Origin of the sequence: Pseudolabrys taiwanensis (genome assembly GCF_003367395.1) — a bacterium.
GTDB classification, from domain to species: domain Bacteria; phylum Pseudomonadota; class Alphaproteobacteria; order Rhizobiales; family Xanthobacteraceae; genus Pseudolabrys; species Pseudolabrys taiwanensis.
Genome location: NZ_CP031417.1, coordinates 3350477 through 3370712 on the forward strand (window position 1 = coordinate 3350477; position 20236 = coordinate 3370712).

Here is a 20236-nt window from a genome sequence, read left to right on the forward strand (position 1 = left end):
CTTAAGCGGATGTCGACAATTTTAATGAACCCGCTCTGTCATGCCGGGCCGCCTCGCTTCGCTTGGCCCTCGGAATGACAGCGCTCGTTATTGCCCGCGCGGCTTGGCGCGGCGGGTGGGCGGCGCATTGGCTGGATCGGCTGGCCAGGGATGACGCGGATAGCGGCCACGCATCTCGACGCGGACATCGGCATAGCTGCCGTGCCAGAAGCCCGGCAGGTCGCGCGTGATCTGCACCGGCTTGTGCCCCGGCGAGAGGAGTTCGATCACCAGCGGCACACGGCCGTCGGCGATCGACGGATGCTTCGACAGCCCGAACAACTCCTGCACGCGGATCGAAATCGTCGGCCCCTGCTCCGCCTCGTAGTCGATCGGCACTGCCGTGCCGGTCGGCGCGGTGAAATGCGTCGGCGCTTCCTCGTCGAGACGGCGGCGCAAATTCCATGGCACCGGCCCCATCACCGCGTCGGACAATTCATCCGCGCCGATCTGGCTGCGCGACGTCTTATCGATCAAGATCGGCTCGAGCCAGTCGGCGGTGTTGAGCGCAAGACCCTCGTTGGAAAGGTCCGGCCATTCGTCTCCTTCCGCTTTGCGCAGGAAGCCAACGCGCTTGCGGAATTGCAGCGCCGCTTTGCTCCACGGCAATTTGTCGAGGCCCAGCGAGACGATGCCTTGCGCCAAAGTGCGCGCCGTGTCGGCGTCGGGCGACACTTGCTTGATCTGCTCGGCCAACACCAGCGCGCCCAGCCGGCGTGTGCGGCGGGCGCGCAGCGATGCCGAGCCATTGTCGAAAGTGACGGCGTCGCGATCTTCGATCTTGCCGCCGAAGCGTGCTTCGATCTCGGGCAGCGTGATCGGCGCCGCCAGGAGGATGCGGCTCTGCACCGCCGCGCCGGTGAGTTCGGCGACGGCCAGGAATGCCTCGCGCGCGAGCGATGACGCCGGATCGACGTTGCCGCCGCGGCCATTGGCCAGCAGGAAAGCGCCCGTGCCGCCGCCACGGCTTTTGGCGATGCGATCGGGATAGCCGAGGGCAAGGATCTCCCCTGCCGATATTTCGCCGGCACCGCGGCCGCCGGCCGTGTCGGCCCACCGCTTCACCATCGCGCGCGCGTCCTCGGCGCGCTTGGAGCGATCACGCCGGAATTGGTCGAGGCGGTGCTCGAGATTGACGTCATCGCCGCCGAGCCCGCGCTCGGTGACGATCGCGGCGACGGTCGCCGCCATGTCGCCGGCGCCTTCGGCCGCCGCGTCGACCACCATGCGCGCCAGCCGCGGCGGCAACGGCAATTGGCGCAGCTTGCGCCCTTCCTCGGTGATGCGGCCTTGCGCATCGATCGCGTTGAGTTCCGTGAGCAACGTCTTGGCTTCACTGAGCGCCGCCGACGGCGGCTGATCGAGGAAGGCGAGCGTGCTGGGATCCGTCGCGCCCCATTGCGCGAGATCGAGCACGAAGCTCGACAGGTCGGCGGACAGAATCACCGGCCGCGTATAGGCTTCGAGCGAACCGGTCTGCGGCTCGTCCCACAAACGGTAGCACACACCCGGCTCGGTGCGGCCGGCGCGGCCGCGGCGCTGGTCGGCGGCCGCGCGCGACACGCGCACCGTCTCGAGTCGCGTGATGCCGACATCGGGCTCGTAGCGCGGCACGCGCGACAGGCCGCTGTCGATCACCACGCGCACGCCTTCGATGGTCAGAGACGTTTCGGCGATCGAGGTTGCCAGCACCACCTTGCGGCGACCGGCCGGCGCCGGCGCGATGGCGCGGTCCTGATCGCGCATGTCGAGCGCGCCAAACAACGCGACGACGTCGACCGATGGATCGCGCACGCGTTCTTTCAGAAGCGTTTCGGCGCGGCGGATTTCGCCGGCGCCCGGCAGGAAGACGAGCAAAGAGCCGGGCTCAGCGCGCAGCGCACGTTCGACCGCGTCCGCCACCTGGTTCTCGATGCGCGCCCGCGGATCGCGGCCGAGATAACGCGTCTCGACCGGAAAGGCGCGACCCTCGCTCTCCACCACCGGCGCATTGCCGAGGAGCGAGGCGACACGCGCACCGTCGAGCGTCGCTGACATGACCAGCAGCCTGAGGTCCTCGCGCAGCCCCTGTTGCGCGTCGCGCGCCAAAGCGAGACCGAGATCGGCGTCGAGCGAACGCTCATGGAATTCGTCGAAGAGCACGGCGGCGATGCCGTCGAGGGAAGGGTCGTCCAGCACCAGCCGGGTGAAGATGCCTTCGGTGACCACTTCGATCCGCGTGCGTTTGGACACCTTCGAGCCGAAACGCACCCGCAGACCGACCGTGTCGCCGACCTGTTCACCGAGTGTCGCCGCCATGCGCGACGCCGCCGCCCGCGCCGCGAGCCGCCGCGGCTCCAACACCAGCACCTTCTTGTCCGTCGCCCATGCTTCGTCGATCAGCACCAGCGGCACGCGCGTCGTCTTGCCGGCGCCGGGCGGCGCCACCAGCACGGCGGCGTTGCTCGTACCGAGGGCGCTGACCAGCCCCGGCAGCGCGGCGTCGATGGGAAGGGGTGAAGAGAAGGTGCGCATCTGGCCTTGTCGTCCCCGCGAAGGCGGGGACCCATACTCCTCGGCTTAGCAGATTTGCTGCGGAGTATGGGTCCCGGGCCTCGCGCGCAAGAGCGCGCTCGCCCGGGACGACAGAAGCCCAGGCCTTCCTAATCTAAGCCTTCCTCGCCCGGCCGACGCCCTCATAGGCGAAGCCGTGGCGCGCCGCTTCTTCCGGACGGTAGACGTTGCGCAGGTCGACGAGAACCGGGCGCTCCATAACGGTCTTGAGGCGGACGAAATCGAGCGCGCGGAATTGCTCCCATTCGGTGACGATCACCAGCGCCGAGGCGTCCGCCGCGCAGTCATAGGCGTCCTTGCAGAAAGCGACGTTGGAGACATAGGCCTTCGCCTGCTCCATGCCCTCGGGATCGTAGGCCCGCACCTTGGCGCCCATGTCCTGCAACGCCGTGATGATCGGAATCGACGGCGCTTCGCGCATGTCGTCGGTGTTCGGCTTGAAGGTGAGACCGAGCACGGCCACCGTCTTGCCGCGCACCTCGCCGTTGAGCGCGACCGAGACCTTGCGGGCCATCGCCCGCTTGCGCGCGTCGTTGACCGACACCACCGCCTCGATGATGCGCAGCGGCGCCTCGTTGTCCTGGCCGGTCTTCAGTAGCGCCAGCGTATCCTTGGGAAAGCACGAGCCGCCATAGCCCGGACCGGCATGCAGGAATTTGGAGCCGATGCGGTTGTCGAGACCGATGCCGCGCGCGATCTCCTGCACGTCGGCGCCGACCTTCTCGGCGAGATCGGCGATCTCGTTGATGAAGGTGATCTTGGTCGCGAGGAAGGCGTTGGCGGCGTATTTGATCAACTCCGCCGTGCGCCGTTCGGTGAACAGGATCGGCGAGCGGTTGAGATAAAGCGGGCGGTACAGGTCGTTCGTCACCTCGCGCGCGCGCACATTGCCGGTGCCGACGACGATGCGATCGGGATGCTTGAAGTCCTGGATGGCGGCGCCTTCGCGCAGGAATTCCGGGTTCGAGACCACCGCGCAATCGGCGTCGGGCCGGGTTTCGGCAATGATGCGTTCGACTTCGTCGCCGGTGCCGACCGGCACTGTCGACTTGGTGATCACCACGGTGAAGCCTTCGAGCGCGGCCGCGATCTCGCGCGCGGCGTCGAACACGTAGGACAGGTCGGCGTGGCCGTCGCCGCGCCGGGACGGCGTGCCGACGGCGATGAACACCGCGTCGGCGGCGGCAACCGCCGGCTTGAGCTCCGTGGTGAACTTGAGCCGCCCGTCGCGCGCGTTGGTCGCGACCAAAGTATCAAGCCCGGGCTCGAAGATCGGGATTTCGCCGCGCTCGAGCGCCGCGATCTTGGCCTTGTCCTTATCGACACAGATAACTTCGTGGCCGAAGTCGGCGAAACAGGCCCCGGAAACGAGGCCGACATAGCCGGTGCCGATCATGGCGACGCGCATGGGGAAGTCCGTTGCTGGGATGGTTAATCATTCGGGACCGAAGACCCTTGGGGGTGCTTAGCAGAGCCGGCCCGGACAGGCGAGAGGTAGCGCGAAACCGTCAAGATTCCGCAGTCGCGTAAAGACGATTGAAACCGCTTCCGGGCACATTCGTTCCATGGCACTGCACACCGATCCCGCTGGAGCGGCCGGACCCGGCCGCGCGCGCGTCGACTGGGTCGACTACGCGAAGGGATTCTGCATCGTTTTCGTCGTGATGATGCATTCGACGCTCGGCGTCGAAGAAGCGGCCGGCAAAAGCGGCTGGATGCACGTATTGGTCGAATTCGCACGTCCGTTCCGCATGCCGGACTTCTTCATGATCTCCGGCCTGTTCCTGGCGCAGGTGATCGATCGCCCGTGGCGGCAATATCTCGATCGCAAGGTCGTGCATTTCGCCTATTTCTATGTCCTGTGGATGACGATCCAGTTCGCCTTCAAGGCGCCGGGAATGGCTGCCAGCATGGGCACGGCCGAAGTCGTCCGCCTCTATTTCCTGTCGTTCATCGATCCGTTCGGCACGCTCTGGTTCATCTATCTGCTGCCGATCTTCTTCGTCGTGGTGAAGCTGGCGCGCCGGGTGCCGGTGCCGCTGATCTGGGCGATCGGCGCGGCGCTCGAGATCGCGCATATCGAGACCGGCTGGATGGTGATCGACGAGTTCGCCAACCGCTTCGTCTTCTTCTACACTGGTTACATCTTCGCCTCGTCCATCTTCGCGCTGACGGCCCGTGTCCAGGCGCAGCCCGGCCTCGCCGCGCTGGGGCTTCTCGGCTGGGCGCTGGTCAACGGCGCGGCGGTCGCCGCCGGTGTCGCGGCCCTGCCCTTCATCTCGCTCGTGCTCGGCCTCATCGGCGCGGCCGCGGTCGTCTCCATCGCCGCGCTCATGGCCAAGAGCGACGTGTTCAAACCGCTGCGCTATTGCGGGCGCAATTCGATCGTCATCTATCTCGCCTTCTTCCTGCCGATGGCGATATCGCGCACGCTGCTGTTGCGCCTCGATCTGTTCGATGTCGGCACCATGTCGGTGTTGATCACCGCCTCGGGCGTGATCGGCTCGCTGCTCCTGTTCTGGGCGGTCCGCAATACACCGGCAAAATTCCTGTTCGAGCGGCCCCTGCGGTTCCACCTCGCCGAGCCCAAGGCGAAGCCGGCGCTACAAGCGGCGGAATGAGTTCACAGGCACCGCGCGCGCATTGATTCGGACGCCGTAACGGCCCACATTCGGGCCATGCCGACAGCCAAATCCAAGACCAAAGCCAAGACCGTCACGACGCCTGCGGAAACCGCGCCGGCGCCCGCCGATTCCGCAATCCGACCCGTGAAAAAAGGCGATCACGTCTTTCTCGTCGACGGTTCGGGCTACATCTTCCGCGCTTACCACGCCATCCGCTTCGAGCCGCGCACGCCCGAGGGCGTCCACGTCAATGCGGTCTACGGCTTCTGCGCGATGCTCTGGAAGCTGCTCAAGGAGATGAAGCCGGAGGAGAAGCCGACTCATCTCGCCGTCATCTTCGACAAGTCGGAAAAGACGTTCCGCACGGAGATGTACAAGGAATACAAGGCACACCGGCCGCCGCCGCCGGAAGACCTGGTCCCGCAATTTCCGCTGATCCGCGACGCCGTGCGCGCGTTCGAAATCCCGTGCATCGAGCTCGCCGGCTACGAGGCCGACGACTTGATCGCGACCTATGCCCGCATCGCCTGCGAAGCCGGGGCCACGGCGACGATCGTCTCGTCGGACAAGGATCTCATGCAGCTCGTGAACGACTGCGTGGTCATGTACGACACCATGAAGGACGTGAGAATCGGCGTCCCCCAGGTGATCGAGAAGTTCGGCGTCGGCCCCGACAAAGTGATCGAGGTTCAGTCGCTGATCGGCGACTCGACCGACAACGTCCCCGGCGTGCCGGGAATCGGCCCGAAGACCGCGGCCGAGTTGATCAACACCTATGGCAATCTCGAAACCGTCCTCGCGCGCGTCTCCGAGATCAAGCAGGAGAAGCGCCGCCAGAGCCTCATCGACAATGCCGAGGCCGCGCGCATCTCCAAGAAGCTCGTCACCCTCGATCAGAATGTGCCGCTCACCGTGCCGATCGAAGAGATCGGCGTACATGAGCCGGACTACAAGAACCTCATCGCCTTCCTGAAGTCGATGGGCTTCAAGACGCTCACGCAGCGCGTCGCCGAGAAGAGCGGCGTCGACGCCGCTCAGGTCGAAGCCGACAAGACGGCGGCGCCCGCACCGTCCGGCCGCAGCGGCGGTCAGGGTCAGTTGGCGCTCGATGCGCCGGCGCCGCGCACGACGAAGATCGGCGCGCCCGGCCCGTCGGAAACGCTGACGCCGATCTCGCTGGCGACGAAGCGCGTCGAGGTGCTGCGGAGCGCGCAGTTCGACGCCTCGAAGTATCAGGTCATCGATACGCTCGACACGCTGAACAAGTGGATCGCCCGCGCCTACGACACCGGCGTGCTGGCGCTCAAGACCGAGACCAATACGCTCGATCCGATGCAGGCGGCGCTGTGCGGCCTCGCCATTGCCGTTGCGCCGAACGAGGCGGCCTATCTGCCGCTCGGCCATCGCGAGGCCAGCGACAACGAAGCCTCCGGCCTGTTCGCGGCCAAGCTTTGCGACGGGCAGATTCCCGAGCGCGCGGCGCTGGACGCGTTGAAGGCGATCCTGGAAGATTCCGCCGTCAGCAAGATCGGCCACGATGTGAAGCGCGACTGGCTGGTGCTGGCCTGCCGCGGCATCAACATCGGCGTGCTCGACGACACCATGCTGATGTCCTACGTGCTCGACGCCGGCAAGGGCGCGCACGACATGGACGCGGTCGCGACCCGGTATTTCGGCCGTGCGCCATCGCGCTTCAACGACGTCAAGAACAAGGACAAGGCGTGGTTCACGCCGGAGGCAACGCCGATCGCGCGCGCCGCCGCCTACACCACCGAGGACGCCGACGCCTCGCTCCGTCTCTGGTACGCGCTCAAGCCGCGCATGGCTGCGGAGAAGGTCGTCAGCGTCTATGAGACCTTGGAGCGGCCGATGCCGCGTGTCCTGGCGCGCATGGAGCAGCGTGGCATCGCCATCGATCAAGCCGTGCTGGCGCGCCTGTCGAACGACTTCGGCAAGAAGCAGGTCGCGCTGGAGCAGGAGATCAACACCATCGCCGGCGCGCCGGTGAATGTCGGCTCACCCAAGCAGCTCGGCGACATCCTGTTCGGCAAGATGGGCCTGCCCGGCGGCAGCAAGACCAAGACCGGCCAGTGGTCGACCACCGCGCGCGAATTGGAGGAACTTGCCGAGCAAGGTCACGAGTTGCCGCGCAAGATCCTCGACTGGCGGCAGGTGTCCAAGCTCCGCTCCACCTACACCGACGCGCTGCCGACCTACGTTCATCCGGACACCAAGCGGGTCCATACGAGCTACGCGCTCGCCGCGACCTCGACCGGACGCCTCTCTTCATCCGAGCCGAACCTGCAGAACATTCCGATCCGCACCGAGGACGGCCGCAAGATCCGCAAGGCTTTCGTCGCGCCCCCGGGCAAGAAGCTGGTTTCGGCCGACTACTCGCAGATCGAATTGCGTCTACTGGCCGAGGTCGCCAATGTGCCGACCCTGCGCAAGGCCTTCCAGGACGGCATCGACATTCACGCGATGACGGCTTCGGAAATGTTCGGTGTGCCGATCAAGGACATGTCGCCGGACGTGCGCCGCCGGGCCAAGGCGATCAACTTCGGCATCATCTACGGCATCTCGGCTTTCGGCCTGGCCAATCAGCTCGGCATCGAACGCAACGAAGCGGGCGAGTACATCAAGAAGTACTTCGAGCGCTTCCCGGGCATTCGCGACTACATGGACGAGACGCGCGACTACTGCCGCGAGCACGGCTATGTGCTCACCTTGTTCGGGCGCAAGTGCCACTATCCCGACATCAAGGCGTCGAACCCGTCGATCCGCGCCTTCAACGAGCGTGCCGCGATCAACGCCCGTCTGCAGGGCTCGGCCGCCGATATCATCCGCCGCGCCATGATCCGCGTGGAAGGCGAACTCGCGGACGCCAAGTTGAACGCGATCATGCTGCTGCAGGTTCACGACGAACTGATCTTCGAGGTGCCCGAGCAGGAAGTGAAGGACACCATCGCCATCGTGAAGGATGTCATGGAGGGGGCGCCCCACCCGGCCGTCGCTCTCAACGTGCCTTTGCAGGTCGACGCCCGGGCGGCCGACAACTGGGACGAGGCGCATTAGGCGCAAAAAACCGCCGGGACCCGGTCCCGGCGGCTTCAGATCAGCTCATCAGCTCAGAGCGACGAGGTTCAGGCGCCCTTGAGGACCTTGTTGCAGGCGCTCCAATAGCCGCCGCCCTTCTGGATCCACTTCATGCCGCCGTTGGCGTTGTTCGCCTTGTTGGCATTGTATTGATCGACGCAGGTCTTTTCGCGAGCGACGCCGGCTTTCTCCTTCGCGTATTTAGGATCGACGGCCTTCGGGAAGACGGCGTTCGTCGCCGCGGGCTGCACTGCGGGGGCGGCCGCCGGCTTCGCCGCCGCGGCCGGAGCAGCAGGAGCGGCCGCAGCGGGAGCCGCAGGCGCAGCGGCCGCGGCGTTGTCCGCGCACTCCTTCTTGCGGAAGTCGTTCCACTTCAGGCCGTTGAGCGTGCCGTCCTTCTTGGCCGCTGCGTATTTGGCGCTGCATTCCTTCATCGTCAGCGCAGCGGCCGGCGTCGCCGGCAACAGCGCGAGACCCAGCAAAGCAGCAAGGGAAGCGATCGCTATCTGACTATGGGATTTGAACATCGTTTGCCTCCTTGGGACAGACCGTCAATCGGTCATCATCTGGCCGCGCCCCTCGCCAATCTGGCGACAACGTGCGACCGAAAGATGTCGCCGGACATTGGACGCCGGAGGACGGGATATCAAATAAAGTCGGCATAACCACACCGCCCCAGCCGCGTGGAAGGCGAGCTCGCGGACGCTAAGTTGAACGCGATCATGCTGCTGCAGGTTCACGACGAACTGATCTTCGAGGTGCCCGAGCAGGAAGTGAAGGACACCATCGCCATCGTGAAGGATGTCATGGAGGGGGCGCCCCACCCGGCCGTCGCTCTCAACGTGCCTTTGCAGGTCGACGCCCGGGCCGCCGACAATTAGGACGAGGCGCACTGAGCGCCGATCGGGCTCCGCCTCCGTTCATGGCCAGGAGAAGCCCGGCCATGACGGCGAAGACCTCCACGTTCGCGCGCTACGCCCGCCCCTGCCCCGCCACGCGGGCTTTGCGGTGCGCCACCATGCGCGACCGACGGGCCTTGGCGGCCTCACCCTCGTCGCTGTTGAACTCGCGCAGCAGTTTGAGAACGTACGGGCTCAGTTTCTTGTAAATGTCCTCGATCGAATCGATGCGGACCGCGCGGCTGAAAATGCCGTCCACATCGGCGTTGATCGATACGCCGATAACATCGACGAATTTCTCGGCCTCCATCAGCGCGACGACATCGCGAAAGTAATTCGTGGTGGCGTTGCTGAGCTCTTTGTTTCTCTTGCCGATATAAGTGCCGCTGATGTCCCCGTCGGTCACCACGAACAGCAGGCGATGCTTGGCGAGGTTTTTCTTCAGCCGCTCGTAAGTCCACATCATCGCTTCGCCGTCATAGCTCAGATAGTGCATGCGCGTATCGAGGACGCTGCACAGGCGCTGGATCGTCTGCAGATTGTGCGGCTCCTCGCGCGTCTTGAACAAAAGGTAGAGCATCGAGCGGTTGCGCCCCGTCACCCGGGGAATCGCCTCTCCGGTCGTCGTGTGGCCGATAATCTCGGTCGGGATGCCGCCGCGCGAGAGAAGCTCGCTGAAACGGTCGGCGATCATGAAGCTCAGGAGATAGCGCGCGCCCTCCTGCATCGAAACGGACAGGTTGAACAGAAAGATCGCTTCGGTCTGGCGCTCCTGCTGCGCCTGTTCGATCAGCTTGACCTCGAGCGGCTGACCGAAGGGATCGATGACGGCCTGTGTGAGGTGAAGCGGACGGCTTCCGCCTTCGCCCACGATCTGCCACAGCATCGACGACTTGGCGGGCCACGTTTCCCTGGCGTACTGGTCCCATGCCTTCTGGGCCCGGCTCAGTTCGCGCGCGTGCTGAAGATAGAGATCCTTGATCGACGCGGGCACGATGGGCCAGCTGGCGAACTGATCGGGCCGCGTCACGCGATCGGTGACGGCGTCGGCTACCGGCAGGTAATAATCGAGATTGGGCACTTCGCCATCGGCGTGGCGCTTCTTGCGCGGCGCGGCGCGCTTGCGCCCGCTTCCCCGCTGCTTGGACGACGCCGAGGGATCTTTCTTCGTGCCGGCGCCGGCGTTGTTGGACACCGCGCGAATTCTGTCCATCAGCGCGCGGTAGTCGAGAGCGGTTTCGTCCGGGTCATGCTGCAGCAGCCCGACGAAAGCCGCCGCCGCGTCGTTCAGCGCGCTCAACGGATGGAAGAACTTGGCAAACTGCCGCCGCTTGTTGAGGAGACCGCGCAGCATCCTGGAGAATTCGGAAGGTCTCTTACCGGCTAGCTGAAAGATCCGTTCTTCGGTGAGCAGCGGCTCCAGATCCTGCGTTCTGGCGGCCAGCGCCGGCACTGTCTCGCGGGCGGCGCGCAGGACAATGAGAAAGACGGCCAGGTCGTACTGCATGATCTCGAGGTTCGGCGTCTTGAGAAGATAGCCGTGCAGCGCCTCGAGGTTATTCTGGATGCCGGCATACGTCGCGTATTCGCTCGTGGCGAAGGCGACATAGCCCATGGCATCGAGCCCTGCGTCAAACATCTGCGCCTGCTCGGCATGCACGGGCCTGATCGCCGTCACGAACTCGGTATCGAGAAAGCGCAAGGCCAGAGCGCGCAGATCGTAAAAGCCCTTGAGCGCATGGTCGGCGCGGGGGTCCCAGGGGATCGTGGGCAGGGTTCCGACAGGCGTGTTTCTCTTTGGTCCGGTCAATCCGGCCAAGCTCTTCAACATGTCTTCCGGATTGACCGAGAGGTGCCGCTTCTTGGCTTGGCCGCGCATCGTCGTCCTTGAAGTTTCCGTTTCGTCACGCGCCCCGCACGCGGCAGGCCGTAGCGGCCTGTATCAGCTGGGCGTCGGCGCGCGGTCGACGTCGATCCGGGCGCTGGCGATGTCGGCAGTACCGGTAAAGCGCATGGCAGGATCCGGCGCGGTTGAGAGCCCCCGTCTCCTTTATCGCGCGGCCGCGCGACCTGCCACCCTCACCGCGTGTCTTTCAGGAATGCCTGAAATGTCGGATTGGCTTTCAGGGCCTCGCCGCCGGCCTGACGCAGCTCGTCGACCGTGTCGACCGGAAGCGTGAACGAGGTCGCCACGGCATTGAGGCGCCTGGCTCGTGCGGCATCGAACTGGTCGAACGACACGCGGCCGATCATGAACTTGATGTCGCGGCAGTTCCATGGACCGCCGCGGCCACGCAATTGTGCGACCTGCGCCGGCTTCAGGCTGCAACGCCAGCGCACCAGTTCCTCGCGCCAGTTCTTCATGCTCGCCTCGAAGGCGGCATAGCTCGAACGTGTATTGGCATCGATGGTGGCGTCGACCACGGCGGAGATGAGCTCCTTGCCGGTCGGGCCTTCCACGGTATGGGCCCAGTCGCCGGACGGGCCGCGGCCGGAGTCGACCACGAGCACAAGCAGTCGCCGCATGTTGACCGCTTCGCGCGGCTGCAGCGGGCCGTACGGCATGCCCGACAGCGCCAAGGCGATCGTGAGGCCGCTCAGGCCGTAATTATCGACGAGCCCGCCGTCGAGCAGCTTGACGTATTTGACGCCACCGGTACGGACGCGCACGAGCGACTGGGCATAGGAATGCACGAGCGGCGAGGCGGTCGGGTTGTTCGCCGCCTGCTCGATCTCCGGCGGCAATGGCGTCTGGCACTGGTCGGGAAATGCCTCGACCACGACCGGCGCGAAGGCGCCCGGCACCGCCGCCGACGCGGCAACGCCGGCGGCGATGGGATATCGGTTGAGATCGCTGCACAGCGCCAGGAACGACTGCGGCACGAACAGGAAGGGCGTGCGGCTGTAGATGTCGGTGGCGTTGATCAAGGTGATCGGCCGCCCGCGCGCGATCAGATCGCCGAAGGTCGCACCGTGATAGAGGTGGGCGTCGAGCCATTGCCGCAATGCTTCGTCGGTGTTGGCGCCGCCGCCGAGCGCGCGGCCGATATTGACCAGGCTGACGTCGGTGCGCAGCTGCGCCATGAGATCCTGTGTCAGGAACTGCTCACGGAAGTCGGCGAGCGCAGCGCGGCCCTTCAAACCGAAATAGGAGGCGCTGATCGCGCCGCCCGAGACGCCCGACACCATGCCGATATGATCGAGCATGTCGCGACCGCCGCCGGGCGACGGCGTGCGCACCATTTGCTCCAATACGCCGAACGAGAATGCCGCGGCGCGCGTGCCGCCACCGGAAAACGACAAGGCGATGACGTTGCCTTCGCTCAGCGCCTGGCGCGGTCCTGTCGGACGCTCGGCGGCCGCGGCAGCGCGGGTGAGAATACCGGAGAGCGGATTTGCCGACGGCTCGTTGAGCGGCAGATTGTGCACGGTACCGCAGCCCGCCAGGCCGAGCGCCATGGCAAGCGCCAGCAATGTCCTAGCCTGCAATGTCCTAGCCCGCATGCCTGACCCCGTCTGCCGGCCCTCCAGCGACGAGGAGCAAATATCCGGCAGCCAGTCCCATGCTATAAGCCGGCACGGCGCCGGTCACCAGTCAGGCGCTATACGACCAAAAATGTTCAGGCCGTTTACCGGCGTCGCGTCTTGCTCGTGTTCTTGCGCTTGCTTTTGCTGCGCTTGGCGGCCGAGGGCTTGCGCGCGGCTTTGGCCTTCGCGCCCGCCACCACGGCAATCGCCTCGATCTCGAACAGCGCACCCGGCCGCGCCAGTTGGGAGATGGCGACAGTGGTCGACGCCGGCGGTGTCTTGGTATTCAAGAAACCGTCACGCACCTCGCGGAAGACACCGATGTGCGTCATGTCGACGAGATAATTGTTGATCTTCACGACATCGGCAAAGCCGGCGCCGACGGCCTTCAGCGCCAGTTCGAGGTTCTCGAAGGCCTTCACGCATTGTGCCCGGAAATCGCCCGGCTCGCCGACCAGCTTGTTATCGAGGTCGAGGCCGAGCTGGCCCGCGAGATAGATCGTGCGCGCGGGCCCGGTCGTTTCCACGACGTAGCTGTAGCCCGGCGGCGGCGCGAGCGTCTTGGGATTGAGAAAGCGCGGCGCGGTCATCGGTCATGTCCTCCCTTGCGTCTGAGCGGCCGATCCTGACACCGCCGCGCGAGGACGCAAGGCGCGGCGCTATCGGCGCCAAAGCACGATCGTGCCGACCACACCGGAGACAAGCGACCCAAGCAGCACGCCGATCTTGAGCTGGCTGATATAGCCCGGATCGAGCCCCTCGAAGGCCAGCGACCCGATGAACAGGCTCATGGTGAAACCGATGCCGCACAACACGCAGACGCCGAGGATCTGCCGCTGCGTTGCTCCCGCAGGGGCCGTGGCGAGGCCGCTGCGGACCATCAGCCAGACGCTGCCATAGACGCCGATCGCCTTGCCGACGAACAGGCCGGCGGCGATGCCGAGCGGCACCGCGCTCAACAGATCGGACGGGGCAATACCGCGCAATGAAACGCCGGCATTGGCGAAGGCGAACATCGGCAGCACGGCGAAGGCGACCCAAGGATGCAACCCATGCTCAAGCGCGCCGGCGAGCGGCCGGTCTTTCTTGTCGCGCATCGGCATCGCCAGCGCCGTCGCCACACCGGCCAGCGTCGCATGCACGCCCGACTTCAAGACGCAGACCCAGATCACCAGACCGACCGCGATATAGATGTCGGCGCGGCGGACATTGGCTCGATTGAGCGCGATGAGCACGACCACGCCGGCGACGCCGAGCAGCAGCGCCGTCAGCGACAGGTTCTCGGTGTAGAACACGGCGATGATCACGATGGCGCCGAGGTCGTCGATGATCGCGACGGCGGTCAGGAACACCTTCAGCGACGCGGGCACGCGCGACCCGAGCAGCATGACGATGCCCAGGGCGAAGGCGATGTCCGTCGCCGAGGGTATAGCCCAGCCCCGCAGCGCTTCGGGATCGCCGGCATTGATGAACCAGTAGATCGCGGCGGGCACGACCATGCCGCCGAGCGCCGCGACCGCCGGCAACACGGCCTGGCTGCGCGTCGCCAGTTCACCCTCGACGAACTCGCGCTTGATCTCCAGGCCGACGAGGAAGAAGAACACCGCCATCCAGAGGTCGTTGACCCATAGCAGCAACGGCTTGGAGATGACGACCAGGCCGCCGACATCCAGGACGCCCCGGATCTGCGTGAAGGCGATGTAGAGGTCCCGCCAAGGCGAATTGCTGATCGCCAGCGCCGCCAGTGTCGCAACCGCCAGCACGATGCCGCCTGCCGCTTCGTGCGCGAAGAAGCTGGTGAACGCGCTCAACGGCGAGCGCGCCGCCTGATCTTCGGATCCGTCCTTGGCCATATCGTCTGTTCTCGTCTTGCCGTCAGTGCACTCTTAGCCCGATCCGCTCGGGAATGCGACCTATCGGAAAGCGCAGCCGCTGCGCCGCAGCGCGAATTGTCGCGGTTGATGCGCGCCTCCGTTCTTGTTAGCGAGACTTTACGATGACAACTTGACGCATGCGGGTGCGAACGCTGCTCTGCGGCGCAAGCCGAGACAAAACGGTGGGGGCGACACGATGATCCGACAGCGGCTTGCCAAGGCAGCGATACTGGCCGGCTTGGCGATGGTGCCCGAAACCGCGTTCGCCGCGGACATCGACGGAAGCAGCATGAGCTTCGTCTGGGCACTGCCGTTCGTGGGCATTCTATTGTCGATCGCCACCGGGCCGCTGTTGTTTCCGCACCTGTGGGAACACCATGTCGGCAAGTTCGCGGCCTTCTGGTCCGCCTGCGTGATCGTTCCGCTTCTCGTGGTCGCCGGCTTCGCGCCGGCGGCGCAGGCTTTGCTGCACACGCTGCTGCTCGAATACCTGCCGTTCATCCTCTTGCTGCTTGCGCTCTTCGTCGCGGCCGGCGGCATTTATCTTCAGGGCAACCTGCGCGGCACGCCGGCGGCGAACACGCTGCTGCTGGCCGTCGGCGCTTTGATGGCGAGCTTCGTCGGCACCACCGGCGCATCGATGATCATGATCCGGCCGCTGATCCGCGCCAATGACGACCGCGTCTACCGCGTTCACACCGTCGTCTTCTTCATCTTTCTGGTCTCGAACATCGGCGGCATATTGACGCCGCTCGGCGACCCGCCGCTGTTCGTCGGCTTCCTCAAAGGCGTCGACTTCTTCTGGACCGCCCAACATTTGTACGGCGAGATGCTGTTCGTGGCGATCATCGTGCTCGCGCTCTTCTTCGCGCTCGATATCTATCTGCACCGCAAGGAGAAGCACCAAAGCCATCCGTTCGATCCGACGCCCGACTCGCCGCTCAAGCTGCATGGCACCGTCAACCTGGCGCTGATCGGCGTCGTCATCGCCGCCATCCTCATGAGCGCCTATTGGAAGCCGGGCGTCGTCTTCCACGTATTCGGCATCGAGTTCGAACTTCAGAACCTCATTCGCGACGCGATTTTCGTCGGCGTTGTGTTCCTCTCGCTCACGCTGACGAGCAAATATTGCCGCGAGAGCAACGAATTCGGCTGGGGCCCGATCCGCGAAGTCGCGATCCTTTTCGTCTGCATCTTCATCTGCCTCGTCCCGGTCATCGCGATGCTGCACGCCGGATCGAACGGCGCCTTCGCGCCGCTGCTCACCATGATCAGCCATGCCGACGGCTCGCCGAACAACATCGCCTACTTCTGGCTGACCGGCGCGCTCTCGTCCTTCCTCGACAACGCGCCGACCTATCTGGTGTTCTTCGAACTGGCCGGCGGCGATCCGCATGTGCTGATGACGACGATGGCCAGCACGCTCGCGGCCATATCGGCTGGCGCCGTGTTCATGGGCGCCAATACCTACATCGGCAACGCGCCCAACTTCATGGTCTACGCCATCGCGCGGCAGATGGGCGTGCGCATGCCGTCGTTCTTCGGCTACATGGCGTGGTCCGGCTGCGTGCTGATCCCCACTTTCCTGCTCTGCGGCTGGCTGTTCTTCGTCTAGTCGCCTGGCCAAAAGGCCATGCTAACCCGACCTTTACCTTTTCGCGTTTAAGTAGAGCCGCTTCCGTGGGAGAGTGTGGCTTCGCCTTGCGTCGAGCGTCGCAACTTTCCGCCCATCCGGACGTTGATCCGGGCGGCTCGCAGTGGGGTGCGTGGCCGGGAGCGAAGCGGGGCTTGCGATGCGTGCGCGGTTGCGGAAAGCGTTGTTCGGCCTGTCGGCTGGCGTGCTCGCCACGACGATAACGGCATTCGCAGTCCCCGACACGGCTGCGGCCCAGGGCCTTTTCGAGACTCTCTTCGGCGGCCTGCGCCGCGCCATAGAGCGACCGGCGATGTCGCGTTCGAGCTACAGCGATCCCTACAACAGCTATGCGCGCGCGGCCGACTCGCCGCCAGCGCAGCGCGAGGCGAGCGGGCCATCGCGCGGCTTCTGCGTGCGCACCTGCGACGGACGTTATTTCCCGGTGCAGGCGGCCGGCAATGTCAGCGCGGCCGAGATGTGCCACGCCTTCTGTCCTGCCGCCGAAACCAAGATCTATTCGGGCAGCAACATCGATTACGCTACGGCGCGCGACGGCAGCCGCTACGCCGATCTCGACAACGCGTTCCTCTATCGCCAGAAGATGGTGCAGGGTTGCACCTGCAATGGCCGCGACGCTTACGGACTCGCGCATATCAAGGCCGCCGAAGATCCGACGCTGAAGCCCGGCGACGTTGTGGTGAATCGCACCGGCCTCGTGGCCTACACCGGCGGCAAGAACAAGTCCGCCGACTTCACGCCTGTGCAGTCCTATAGCGGCTTCTCCAAGAGCTATCGCGAGATGCTCTCCAGCCTGAAACTGATGCAGCCCAACCCCGGCGCGCCGCCGGATGTCGTGTCGTCGATCCCGTCGGCGAGCAATAGCCGCAGCGCGCAACTGGGACGGTGATCGTTCACCCCGCCGGCCGCATCGCGGCGCCGACGCGCTCGAGCTCTAGCGTATAACAGAACAGCGAAAATTGGATCGCGAGCATCGCGAGCAGGCGGCCGATGAACTGGAGGGGGTCGACGGCCTGATCCAGGTCCGGCAGATGCCGGTAGATGACGAGCGCGAACAGCGCCCCGCCGAAGATAAAGCTCAACCGGCCTGAAAATGCCACGAGATGGCTCAGCAGCATGCCGTGCCGTCCGATCACCATCGGCACGCGCGTCAGCCGGTACCAATAGGCGCCGTGAAAGGCCACCAGCGACAGGATGATGACCGTGGGCGACCCGGGTATGCCCGACAATTTCTGGCCGGGCGCCGCGAGGATGGTCCGGTAGATCGGCGTCGCCGACCACAGCAGCAGAAGCACCGAAACGGTCTGCACCGCCAGGAGCAGCCAGAACCGGGCGCGATTGTCGGCCGTGTCGGTATCGAAGGACGAAGAGATGCGGGTCATGCTCGACGGGAAAACAGCGGCAACACGGGACATTCCAGTGCGTGTCGGCAGATCGACTAGCACATGCGACATGCCGTCACGGACATTTTTTGCCCAAGAATTGCGGCCAGGAATGGCTTTTAACGCTTATCTGCGATCAACCTTGACCCTGCCCGGCCATCGGGCACATTCGCCCCTGAATCCTTGAAAAGCGGACCTCAATCGATGCGCAGGACGGCCCGGACGGCACTGAGACTCGTGAGCCTTTCCCTCGGTATGATGCTGTCGGCCCAGGCGCTGGCGGTCACCTGTCAGAGCGATGTGAGCTTCGATCGCTGGCTTGAGGACTTCAAGAAAGAAGCCCTGGCGAACGGCATCAAGCCCCAAGTGCTCGCCGCCGCCTCGCCCTACATGAAGTTCGAGCAGCGCATCGTCCACCGCGATCGCGCCCAGGGTGTCTTCAATCAGTCCTTCCTCAAATTCTCGGACCGTCTGATCCCCGCGTCGCGCCTGCAACGCGGCCAGGCGCAAATCAGTTCGCATGCGGCATTGTTCGCCAAAGTGGAGAAAGAGTTCGGCGTGCCGGCGCCGATCCTGACCGCATTCTGGGGGCTGGAGAGCGACTTCGGCACCAACACCGGCAACAGCAACGTCTTCGGCGCATTGGCCACGCTCGCCTATGACTGCCGCCGGCCGGACTACTTCCGGCCGCAGCTCATGGACGCGCTGCGCATCGTTCAGCGCGGCGATCTGACGGTCGACGAGATGATGGGCGGCGATTGGGCCGGCGAGCTCGGCGCCATGCAGTTCACCGCTTCCGACTATTACAAGAACGCGCTCGACTACGACGGCGACGGCAAGCGCAACCTGGTCAAGAGCACGCCGGACACCGTCGCCTCCGCCGCCAACTTCCTGAAGAACCTCGGCTGGAAGCGGGGCGAGCCGTGGCTGCAGGAAGTGCGTCTGACCAAGGACCTGCCTTGGGATCAGGCCGACCTGACGATCCAGCTGCCGGTCTCGCAGTGGAAGGCTTGGGGCGTGAAGCCGGCCTACGGCGCGCTGCCGGCCGATGCGATGAAGGCGTCGCTGCTGCTGCCGATGGGCCGCAAGGGCCCGGCCTTCCTCGCCTACGAGAACTTCCAGGTGCTGCAAGGCTGGAACAACTCGATGGTCTACGTGACCACGGTCGCCTACTTCGCGACGCGCCTTGCCGGTGCGCCGCCGGTCCATCGCGGCGATCCGGACATCGAGGTGATGCAGCCGAACGACGTTTCGGAACTGCAGCGCATCCTGCTGCGCATGGGCGAGGACATCGGCGAGCCGGACGGCAAAGTCGGCGCCAAGACCCGTGCCGCGATCAAACGCGCGCAGTTGAAGGTCGGTCTGCCCGCCGACTCCTATCCCACGACCGAACTGCTGCAAAAGCTGCGCGCGTCGGCCAGCCGTTAGTGCGGATGGACTTAAGTTGACGGGCTCCTCCTCCGTTCACTCCCGCGAACGGAGATAGGCTCGTTCCATCTAAACGAAACGTACGCTAGCCGTGCACTTCGCTGTCGAGGTGCCGCATCGCCTGCGCGCTGTAGCGCTGGCCGGCAACGGCGTCGTGCGGCACGGCCTGCTCGATGGCACCAAGCTCTTCCGCCGTCAGCACGGTCTCGAGGCCTTTGAGAGCCTCCGCGAGCTGCTCGCGGCGGCGCGCGCCGATGAGCGGCACGATGTCGTCGCCGCGTGAGCGCAGCCAGGCGAAGGCGAGCTGCGGAATGCTGATGCCGCGCTCGCGCGCGATAGCGCCCAGCGCTTCGATCAGCGACCGGTTGCGCAGGAAATTGCGCGGTGAGAAGCGCGGCATGCGCGCCCGCTCCTCGCCCATGATGACATCGTTGGTGAGCGTCGCGTGACTGATGAGACCGCGCGACAGCACGCCATAGGCGACCACCGGGATATCGAGTTCGCGCACCGCCGGCAGCACTTCGGCTTCGATGCCGCGGCTGAGCAGCGAGTATTCGATCTGCAACGCGGAGATCGGATAGATCTGCGAAACGCGGCGCAGCGTCCGGCCGGACACTTCCGACAGACCGATGTGGCGCACATAGCCGGCGGTCTTGAGATCGAAGATGGCGCCGAGCGTATCCTCGATCGGCACCGAGCGGTCGTAGCGCGCCGGTTGGTAGAGATCGACATAATCGGTGCGCAGCCGGCGCAGGCTGTAAGTGAGGAAGTTCTTCACTGCGGCCGGCCGCAGATCGTAGCCGACCGGCACGCCATCCGGCCCCCACAGCGCGCCGAACTTCACCGACAGGAAAGCCCGGTGCCGACGGCCCCCGCGCAGGGCTTCGCCGACCAGCATTTCATTGTGGCCCATGCCGTAGAAATCGCCGGTGTCGATCAACCGCAGACCGGCGTCGAGCGCGGCATGGATGGTGGCGATGCTTTCGGCATCGTTGGCGGGACCGTAGCCACCGGACATGCCCATGCAGCCCAGTCCAGCGGCAGGAAGTTTCTCGCCATTCTGGCCGAAGGCAACGGTGTGCATTGCGGAATCTCAAGGCGCTTGCCGACTCTGGACTGACAAAAAACCGACATTTGATCACAAGCATATGACTGCGCC

At 65.2% G+C, this 20236-nt stretch carries 14 protein-coding genes and 1 pseudogene; 6 read left to right on the forward strand and 9 right to left on the reverse strand.

The genetic code is table 11. The annotated features are described in order from the left end of the window. Positions 1-87: 87 nt before the first annotated feature. Positions 88-2553 carry an ATP-dependent helicase HrpB gene (gene hrpB, locus DW352_RS15985; protein ID WP_115692272.1) on the reverse strand — a complete coding sequence of 822 codons (2466 nt, stop codon included), beginning with the start codon at positions 2551-2553 and terminating at the stop codon, positions 88-90. Positions 2554-2686: 133 nt separating this feature from the next. Then, positions 2687-4000, reverse strand: a complete 1314-nt coding sequence (locus tag DW352_RS15990; RefSeq protein ID WP_115692273.1) for a UDP-glucose dehydrogenase family protein — start codon at positions 3998-4000, stop codon at positions 2687-2689. A gap of 157 nt (positions 4001-4157) precedes the next feature. Here DW352_RS15990 and DW352_RS15995 point away from each other — a divergent pair, with 157 nt between their 5' ends. Both DW352_RS15995 and polA read left to right on the forward strand, forming a co-directional pair. Beyond that, positions 4158-5213 (forward strand): acyltransferase family protein, encoded by a 1056-nt coding sequence (locus DW352_RS15995; protein ID WP_115692274.1) that lies wholly within the window; start codon positions 4158-4160, stop codon positions 5211-5213. A gap of 57 nt (positions 5214-5270) precedes the next feature. Further along, positions 5271-8291: a DNA polymerase I gene (gene polA, locus DW352_RS16000; protein WP_115692275.1), complete on the forward strand. Its 3021-nt coding sequence runs from the start codon at positions 5271-5273 to the stop codon at positions 8289-8291. A gap of 68 nt (positions 8292-8359) precedes the next feature. On the opposite strand, the gene DW352_RS16005 is transcribed toward polA, so the two are convergent. Further along, a complete protein-coding gene (locus tag DW352_RS16005) occupies positions 8360-8839 on the reverse strand; it encodes a hypothetical protein (RefSeq protein WP_162826999.1) in 480 nt (159 codons plus the stop codon). A gap of 153 nt (positions 8840-8992) precedes the next feature. On the opposite strand from DW352_RS16005, the pseudogene DW352_RS16010 reads away from it, so the two are divergent. Continuing rightward, positions 8993-9193, forward strand: a pseudogene (locus DW352_RS16010) (DNA polymerase); the annotation flags it as partial. Positions 9194-9284: 91 nt separating this feature from the next. On the opposite strand, the gene DW352_RS16015 reads toward DW352_RS16010, so the two are convergent. From DW352_RS16015 to nhaA, 4 genes are all read right to left on the reverse strand, one after another. Next, positions 9285-11090, reverse strand: a complete 1806-nt coding sequence (locus DW352_RS16015; protein WP_115692278.1) for a cobaltochelatase CobT-related protein — start codon at positions 11088-11090, stop codon at positions 9285-9287. A 200-nt stretch (positions 11091-11290) separates the two neighbouring features. Continuing rightward, entirely contained in the window at positions 11291-12715 is a 1425-nt protein-coding gene (locus tag DW352_RS16020; RefSeq protein WP_115692279.1) for a patatin-like phospholipase family protein, read from the reverse strand. 125 nt (positions 12716-12840) lie between these two features. Continuing rightward, positions 12841-13329, reverse strand: coding sequence for a RidA family protein (locus DW352_RS16025; RefSeq protein WP_115692280.1), 489 nt, complete (start codon positions 13327-13329; stop codon positions 12841-12843). A 69-nt stretch (positions 13330-13398) separates the two neighbouring features. Beyond that, positions 13399-14592, reverse strand: a complete 1194-nt coding sequence (nhaA, locus tag DW352_RS16030; protein ID WP_115692281.1) for a Na+/H+ antiporter NhaA — start codon at positions 14590-14592, stop codon at positions 13399-13401. Positions 14593-14809: 217 nt separating this feature from the next. Between nhaA and DW352_RS16035 the strand changes: the two genes are divergently transcribed. Both DW352_RS16035 and DW352_RS16040 read left to right on the forward strand, forming a co-directional pair. Continuing rightward, the gene (locus DW352_RS16035) at positions 14810-16228 is read left to right on the forward strand and encodes a sodium:proton antiporter (RefSeq protein WP_115692282.1); all 1419 of its coding nucleotides are present in this window, start codon (positions 14810-14812) and stop codon (positions 16226-16228) included. A gap of 178 nt (positions 16229-16406) precedes the next feature. After that, entirely contained in the window at positions 16407-17156 is a 750-nt protein-coding gene (locus DW352_RS16040; protein WP_115692283.1) for a DUF2865 domain-containing protein, read from the forward strand. A gap of 4 nt (positions 17157-17160) precedes the next feature. Here DW352_RS16040 and DW352_RS16045 read toward each other — a convergent pair whose 3' ends face one another. After that, positions 17161-17649 carry a hypothetical protein gene (locus DW352_RS16045; RefSeq protein ID WP_245434133.1) on the reverse strand — a complete coding sequence of 163 codons (489 nt, stop codon included), beginning with the start codon at positions 17647-17649 and terminating at the stop codon, positions 17161-17163. A gap of 237 nt (positions 17650-17886) precedes the next feature. On the opposite strand from DW352_RS16045, the gene DW352_RS16050 reads away from it, so the two are divergent. Beyond that, complete coding sequence (locus DW352_RS16050; RefSeq protein ID WP_245434135.1) at positions 17887-19077, forward strand: lytic murein transglycosylase; 1191 nt, start codon at positions 17887-17889, stop codon at positions 19075-19077. Positions 19078-19162: 85 nt separating this feature from the next. On the opposite strand, the gene DW352_RS16055 is transcribed toward DW352_RS16050, so the two are convergent. Further along, positions 19163-20161: an aldo/keto reductase gene (locus tag DW352_RS16055; protein ID WP_115692285.1), complete on the reverse strand. Its 999-nt coding sequence runs from the start codon at positions 20159-20161 to the stop codon at positions 19163-19165. Positions 20162-20236: the final 75 nt, after the last annotated feature.